Origin of the sequence: Oleiagrimonas sp. (assembly GCF_027858935.1) — a bacterium.
In the GTDB taxonomy this organism is placed as follows: Bacteria; Pseudomonadota; Gammaproteobacteria; order Xanthomonadales; family Rhodanobacteraceae; genus Oleiagrimonas.
The window spans coordinates 1-8,060 of record NZ_JAQIBU010000065.1; the positions used below are offsets into that span (position 1 = coordinate 1).

Annotated in this window: 4 protein-coding genes; 3 read left to right on the forward strand and 1 reads right to left on the reverse strand. The window is 64.1% G+C overall.

The window, feature by feature from the left end; genetic code table 11:
* Positions 1-374 (reverse strand): cytochrome c5 family protein (locus tag PF446_RS02565; protein WP_298069398.1); only part of this gene is annotated, 374 nt, incomplete at its 3' end.
* 340 nt (positions 375-714) lie between these two features.
* Between PF446_RS02565 and PF446_RS02570 the strand changes: the two genes are divergently transcribed.
* The 3 genes from PF446_RS02570 to PF446_RS02580 all read left to right on the forward strand — a co-directional run.
* Positions 715-1,932 (forward strand): efflux RND transporter periplasmic adaptor subunit, encoded by a 1,218-nt coding sequence (locus PF446_RS02570; RefSeq protein ID WP_298069400.1) that lies wholly within the window; start codon positions 715-717, stop codon positions 1,930-1,932.
* A gap of 54 nt (positions 1,933-1,986) precedes the next feature.
* On the forward strand, positions 1,987-5,217 hold the full coding sequence (locus tag PF446_RS02575) for an efflux RND transporter permease subunit (RefSeq protein ID WP_298069402.1): 3,231 nt from the start codon (positions 1,987-1,989) through the stop codon (positions 5,215-5,217).
* Positions 5,218-5,247: 30 nt separating this feature from the next.
* Positions 5,248-8,060, forward strand: a 2,813-nt coding sequence (locus tag PF446_RS02580) for an efflux RND transporter permease subunit (protein WP_298069404.1), incomplete at its 3' end; no start/stop codon positions are given.

An 8,060-nucleotide genomic window follows, 5' to 3' on the forward strand; every position in this document is an offset into this window, starting at 1 on the left:
GCCCAGGCGGACTTGTCGCCGAGTTTGGGTGCCCCGGCCACGCCAGCGGTATGGCAACTGTGGCACAGCTTGCCGTAAATGGTCTTGCCATCGGTGGTTCCACCGTAAGCGACCTGCGAGGCTGCCGCCTTGGCGGCGGCCTGGGCAGCTGCCTGCATGGCAGCGCGCCCGGTATCACCGGCATAGACACCGGCGACCGGAGCGATGCGCTGCTCGGTGACCTGTCGCGAACCGGTTACATGGTCCTTAGGCGCATCGCTGTAGATGTGCCAGGCAATAAACATCAGTACCAGCGCAATCAGTACCAGGAACAGAATAACCATGGAGAACTGGCGCAGGAAACTCTGGTCGGATTTGCTGATGGGACCGCTCACTAGGCGTGCCTCGATGGTGGGAAGTGGCCGGAAAGCTGCCGGCCCAGCACGATCAGAGTTGCGAGTATACCGTTACAACCGGGGCGGAAAAAGCATGACCCCGGGGCGGATGAGCACCTTCCGTGCCATCGGTCATGGCCGGTATGTGTCAACTGGCAGTGTTCCCGTGCGTTAATGGGCCTTACTCTACGCAAGACCCTGCTTTTTCACATCTGATTCACCCGAAGACGCGTACGACACAAAACGCACGATCTTCAGACAACTGAAGCCGTTCGGTACAGCTGTTGTACGCATGCTGCGGACAACCGGCAAACGGATGTCCCATCTATGGAGTTCGCCCATGTCGCGCTGGAAAATTGCGCTCATTGCCCTGGTTGTTCTCGTGCTGGCCCTGCTGGGCCTGCGCATGTGCCATTCATCTTCCAGTACGGCGGCCGGAGCCGCGCGCAAGGGAGGGTCCGGCGCGAACAACGGACCCGTTCCGGTCACGGCGGTCTCGGTGACCGAGCAGAACGTGCCGATCTATCTCAGCGCAACGGGCACTGTCCAGGCATTGAACACGGTCAACGTGCGACCGCAGGTGACCGGACAGCTGATGAAGCTGACTTTCGATGAAGGGCATGAGGTCAAGAAGGGATCGGTCATCGCCAAGATCGACCCGCGCACCTACCGTGCGCAGTACCAACAGTCTGTCGCCCGGCTGCACCAGGATCAGGCGCAGCTTTCCACGGCGCGCAGCAACCTTTCGCGCAGCGAGGATCTGGTCAAGAAGAACTTCATCTCCAAGCAGGACCTGGATACCCAGCGTAATACCGTGCACCAGCTTGAAGCGACGGTGGCCGGCGATGCCGCCAGCGTGCGCGATTCCAAGGTGCAACTGGACTACACCGATGTCACCGCACCGATCACGGGGCTGGCCGGCATCCGCCAGGTGGATCCGGGCAATGTGATTTCGGGTAGCGACACCATCGTCACGCTGACCCAGGTGCACCCGATCTACGTGGTGTTCAGTCTGCCGGAACAGGATCTGGACCAGGTGCGCAGCGCCCAGGCCAAGATGCAGCTGCCAGTCCAGGCGCTGGACCGCGTGGACAGTCACGTGGTCGCCGAAGGTGGACATTTGACCGTGATCGACAACCAGATCGACACCAGCACCGGAACGTTCCGCCTGAAAGCCCAGTTTCCGAATACGCACGATGAACTGTGGCCAGGCCAGTTCGTGAATGTGCGGATGAAGATCAATACGGTCGACCATGGCCTGGTGATCCCGACCCAGGCCGTGCAGAGAGGCCCGGACGGCGATTACGTGTATGTCATCGGCAAGGATGACAAGGTGCAGATGCGCACCGTCAAGGTGGAGGGCGAGGCCAGCCAGAGCACCTCGCTGATCGGCAGCGGGCTCAAGATGGGCGAACGCGTGGTCACCGAGGGGCAGTTCCGGCTCAAGCCCGGCAGCAAGGTCAAGGCCTACAAGCCCGGCGAAGTGCCACAGGCACCCAGCGCGGAGGACATGAAAAAGGCTGCCGCATCCTCGGGTGGTGGCGGTCGCCGGCACTGATCGGCAACCGCGTTACTGATTTTGCTCCGACACCAACCGCAGGAATCGCATAGCGTGGGCTTCTCGACCATCTTCATTCGCCGACCGATCGCCACATCGCTGCTGATGGCGGCGGTGCTGCTGCTCGGTATTCTCGGCTACCGGGCGCTGCCGGTCTCGGCGCTGCCCGAGGTCGCAGCGCCCAGCCTGGTCGTGACCACGCAGTACCCCGGCGCCAGCGCGCAGACGGTGGCGACCCTGGTCACCACGCCGCTGGAGCGCCAGCTGGGGCAGATTTCCGGCATCGACATGATGAGTTCGGACAGCTCCGCGGGGCTGTCGACCATCGTGCTGCAGTTCAACATGAACCGCGACATCGACGTGGCCGCGCAGGACGTGCAGTCGGCGTTGCGCGCGGCGCGCCTGCCGGGCGGCCTGCCGTATCAGCCGGTGTACAACCGGGTCAATCCGGCCGACGCGCCGATCATGACCCTGGTCATGACCTCCGACAGCTTGCCGCTGCGCGAGGTCAACAACTACGCTGACTCGATCATCGCGCAGAAACTGTCGCAGGTTTCCGGCGTGGGTCTGGTATCGATCGCGGGCAACGTCAAGCCGGCGGTGCGCGTGCAGGTCAACCCGGCGAAGCTGGGCAATCTGGGCCTGACCATGGAGGACGTGCGCAGCGCATTGACCCGCGCCAACGTCAACGCGGCCAAGGGCACGCTCAACGGAGCCACGCAGACCTACTCGATCGGCACCAACGACCAGCTGTCCAGCGCCAAGCAATACGCCGACGTCATCATCAGCTACAAGAACGGTGCGCCGGTGCATCTGCGCGACGTGGCCAAGGTGATCAACGGGGTCGAGAACGACCAGCTGGCGGCCTGGGCCAACGGCAAGCCGGCGGTGCTGCTGGATATTCGCCGCCAGCCCGGCGCCAACATCATCGATACCGTCGAGCACATCGACAAGCTGATCCCGCAGTTGCGCAGTGTGCTGCCTGACGGCGTGCACCTGGGCGTGTTCGCCGACCGTACCGTGACCATCCGCGCCTCGGTGCATGACGTTGAGTTCACCCTGCTTTTGACCGTCCTGCTGGTGGTGGCGGTGATTTTCGTGTTCCTGCGGCGTCTGTGGGCCACCTTGATTCCATCGGTCGCGGTACCGCTGTCGCTGATGGGCACGTTCGCCGTGATGGCCGCTACCGGGCTCTCGCTGGACAACCTCTCGCTGATGGCGCTGACCGTGGCCACCGGCTTCGTGGTCGACGATGCGATCGTGATGATCGAGAACATCGTGCGCTACATCGAGAAGGGCAAGAGCGGGCCGGAAGCGGCTGAAATCGGCGCCCGGGAGATTGGCTTCACGGTGCTGTCGCTGACGGTCTCCCTGATCGCGGTGTTTCTGCCGCTGCTGTTGATGCCGGGGGTGACCGGACGCCTGTTCCACGAGTTCGCCTGGGTGCTGTCGGCAGCGGTGGCGATTTCCCTGCTGGTCTCGCTGACGCTCACCCCGATGATGTGCGCCTACCTGCTCAAGCCTGACCAGCTGCCCGAAGGTGACGATGCCCACGAGCGCGCGGAGAAGGCCGGCAAGCGTACCGTATGGTCGCGCACGGTGGGCCTGTACGCGCGCAGCCTGGACTGGGTGTTTGCCCACCAGCGACTGACCATGCTGGTGTTCGGCATTTCCGTGCTGGTCACCGTGGGGCTTTACATCATCATACCCAAGGGCCTGCTGCCCGAGCAGGACACCGGCATGATCACCGGCGTGGTGCAGGCTGACGACAATATCGCCTTCAAGGCCATGGAGCAGCGCACGCGCCAGGTGGCCGACGCCATCCGCAAGGATCCAGCAGTGAGTGGCGTGGCCACGTTCATCGGCGCCGGCTCGATCAATCCGACCCTGAACCAGGGCCAGCTCAGCATCGTTCTGAAGTCGCGCGGACAGCGCGGCAACCTGCAAAGTGTGTTGGCGCACCTGCAGCAGGACGTGGCCGACGTACCGGGTGTGGCGCTGTTCCTGAAGCCGGTCCAGGACATCACCCTGGATACCCGCGTGGCGCCCACCGAATACCAGTACGCGATGTCGGACGTGAACAGCGACGAGTTGGCCACCTACGCCTCGCGCATGACCGACGCCATGCGCAATCTTCCCGAGCTGGCCGACGTGGACAACAACCTGGCCGACAAGGGCGACGCCCTGCACCTGACCATAGACCGCGAGAAGGCCAGCCGCCTGGGCGTGCCGGTGCAGACCATCGACGACACCCTGTATGACGCCTTCGGCCAGCGCCAGATCTCGACCATCTTCACCCAGCTCAACCAATACCGCGTGGTGCTGGAAGTGGCACACCAGTTCCGCAACAGCACCGACCTGCTGAACATGCTCACCGTGCGCAGTAACGGCAGCGGGGCGCTGACCGGATCCAACGCGACCAGCTACGGCATGGTGCAGTCGGCCAATTCCTCGACCGCGACGGGCATTGGCCGCAGCAATACCGGCATCCCGCTGGGCAGCGGGAGCACGATACCGCTGTCGAGTCTGGTCAGCGCCACGCAGACCAATGCGCCGCTGGTGATCAGCCACCAGAACCAGCTGCCGGCGGTGACCATTTCCTTCAATCTCGCGCCGGGCTATTCGCTGTCACAGGCGGTCGATGCCATCCACAAGGCCGATGCCGACCTCAAGGCGCCGGCTTCGGTGCAGGCACAATTCATCGGCAAGGCGGCCGAATTCTCCGCCTCGCTGGGCGACGAGGTCCTGCTGCTGCTGGCGGCCATCGTGGTGATCTACATTGTGCTGGGCGTGCTCTACGAGAGCTATATCCACCCGCTGACCATCATCTCCACGCTGCCGCCAGCCGGCGTCGGCGCGCTGCTGGCGCTGATGCTGTTCGGCATGAGCCTGTCGGTGGACGGCATCGTCGGCATCATCCTGCTGATCGGCATCGTGAAAAAGAACGCGATCATGATGATCGACTTCGCGATCGAGGCCAAACGTACCGGCATGAACGCGCACGACGCCATCCGCCGCGCCTGCCTGCTGCGCTTCCGTCCGATCATGATGACCACCTTCGCGGCGTTGTTCGGCGCGCTTCCTCTGGCATTCGGCACCGGCATCGGCGCCGAGTTACGGCAGCCACTGGGCGTGTCCATCGTCGGTGGCCTGCTGCTGTCGCAGCTGGTCACGCTGTACACCACGCCGGTGATCTATCTGTACATGGAGCGGTTCTCCGACTGGGTGTCCTCGCGCAAGGAACGGCGGACACTGTCGTCCGCGCAGCACCAGGGCGTGGCCTGATGCTGCGTGTATACGGCCCGAACTGAACGCATGAATATCTCCGCGCCCTTCATTCGCAGGCCGATCGGCACGTCGCTGCTGGCGATGGGCCTGCTGGTGGTCGGGCTGGTCTGCTACCGCCTGCTGGCCATCAGCGCCCTGCCGCAGGTGAACTTCCCGGCCATCTTCGTGACGGCCAGCCAGCCTGGCGCCGATGCCTCGACCATGGCCTCCACCGTCACCGCCCCGCTGGAGCGGCATCTGGGCCAGGTGCCGGGCGTCAGTTCGATGCGTTCGCGCAGCTCCGAAGGCAGCATGTTCGTGATCCTGTTCTTCAACGGCAACGTCAATCTGGACGTGGCCGCCCAGCAGGTTCAGGCGGCAATCAATGCCGCGCAGCCGGACCTGCCCTCGGGCCTGACATCGCCGCCGACCTACCACAAGGCCAATCCCAACGACGATCCTGTGCTGCAGGTCGCGCTGACCTCCGATACCGAGCCACTTTCAGCGCTCTACGATCGCGCAAACACGCTGCTGGTGCCGCGTCTGAGTCAACTCGCCGGCGTATCCAACGTGGATGTCTCGGGCAGTGCGCAACCGGCGGTACGCGTGGACGTGAACCTGCACGCGCTCAACGCCATGGGGCTGTCCTCCAATGACCTGCGCAATGCATTGACAGCCGCCAACGTGACCTCGCCGCTGGGCTTTCTGGACAACGGCAAGACCACCATGGCGGTCACGGCCACCGACCAGCTGAAAACGGCAGAGGATTTCGCCAACATCATCGTCGCGGTGCGTAACGGTGTGCCGGTCCGCCTCAAGAATGTGGCACACGTCTACCAGGGCGCCGAGGACAGCTATCAGGCTGCGTGGTTCAATGGCAAGCCGGCCATCGAGCTGGACATCTACAAACGCCCCGACGCCAACGTCATCGATACCGTGGACGGTATCAAGCAATCGCTGGGCAAACTGCGCACGCTGCTGCCGCCGGGCACCAAGCTGACGCCGTACTACGACGGCACGCCCACGGTGCGCGACTCGGTCAACGAGGTGCAGTTGACCCTGTTGATCAGCCTGGGCATGGTGATCCTGACCATGGCGCTGTTCCTGCGCCGGCTCGCGCCCACGCTGATTGCCGCTGCTGCCGTGCCGTTGTCGCTGGCGGGCGCGTTCACCGCGATGTACCTGCTGCACTACACGCTGGACAACCTGTCCCTGCTGGCGCTGGTCATCGCCATCGGTTTCGTGGTCGACGACGCCATCGTGGTGATCGAGAACATCATCCGCCACGTCGACGCCGGCGATCCGCCGCTGGAGGCCGCGCTCAAGGGCGCGAGCGAAATCGGCTTCACCATCGTGTCGATCACCCTTTCGCTGGTGGCGGTCTTCATCCCGCTGATCTTTGCCTCCGGTTTCATCGGACTGTTCTTCCGCGAGTTCACCATCACGCTGGTGGCCGCGATCCTGGTCTCGGCGGTGGTTTCGCTGACCCTGACACCGTCATTATGCGCGGTGTTCCTGCGTCGAGCCGCGCCGCGAGAACCTTCGCGACTGGGCCGCGCGCTGGACCGGTTCCACGCCGGCATGCTGGCGATCTACAGTCGCGCGCTGGCCTGGGCGCTGCGGCACAAGGCCCTGCTTTCGCTGTCGCCGCTGGCGTTGATCTTCGTCACCGGTTTTTTGTTCACGCAGATCAGGGGTGGATTCTTCCCGCCCCAGGACAGCGGCCTGATCTGGGCGCGCGCCAGTGGAGGCGCCACGCTGTCGTTCGCGCAGATGAAGTCCCGCGTGGAGCGCATCACGCAGATGATCATGGCCGATCCGGCCGTGCAGTACGTGGGCGCCAGCGTCGGCAGCGGCCGGCATGGAAGCAGCGGCGAGTTCAGCATCCAGCTCAAGACCCTGGGCCAGGGCCGCAAGGTCTCGACCCAGGCCGTGGTCGCGCGGCTCAGCGCCAAGGCCGCGAAGTACCCGGACCTGGAAGTGCGCATGCGTGCGCATCAGGATTTGTGGAGCGGCGGTGGCGGTACCAGCCAGGGCGCGCAGTACCAGGTCTCGCTCAAGGGCAATAACCTTGAGGAATTGCAGACCTGGACGCCGAAGCTGATCGACCAGTTGAAGAAGAACCCGATGTTCAGCGACGTCGGGTCCGACCAGGATAACGCGGGCCTGCGCCAGAACATCGTGATCGATCGCACCACCGCCAGCCGGCTGGGCATCACTCCGGCGGCCGTCGATGACGCGCTGTACAACGCCTTCGGCCAGCGCCAGGTCTCGACCATCTATTCGGACATCAACGAATACAAGGTGGTGATCACCTCACTGCCCAGCCAGGCCGAGACCCCAGCCGCGCTGAACCGGATCTACGTGACCACCAGCAGCGGCACCATGGTGCCGCTATCGGCCATTGCCAGGCAGGAGCCGGGGCTCGAGCCCACCCAGATCAGCCACGAAGACCAGTTCACCACCATGGACCTGAGCTTCAACCTCGCGCCCGGGGTAGGCATGGGTGCCGGCATGGCTGCGCTCAAACAGACCCTGAAGAACATGCGCCTGCCCGGCGACATCCAGCTGGGCCTGAGCGGCGGCTTCAGGCGCATGCAGGAGGCCAATTCCAGCATGCCGCTGCTGCTGCTGGCGGCGATCATTGCCGTGTACATCGTGCTGGGCATTCTCTACGAGAGCCTGATCCACCCGATCACCATCGTCTCCACGCTGCCCTCGGCCGGTACTGGCGCGCTGGTGGCGCTGCTGCTGGCGCACATGGAGCTGTCCATCGTGGCGATGATGGCGCTGGTGTTGCTGATCGGCCTGGTGAAGAAGAACGCGATCATGATGATCGATTTCGCCCTGGTCGCGCAGCG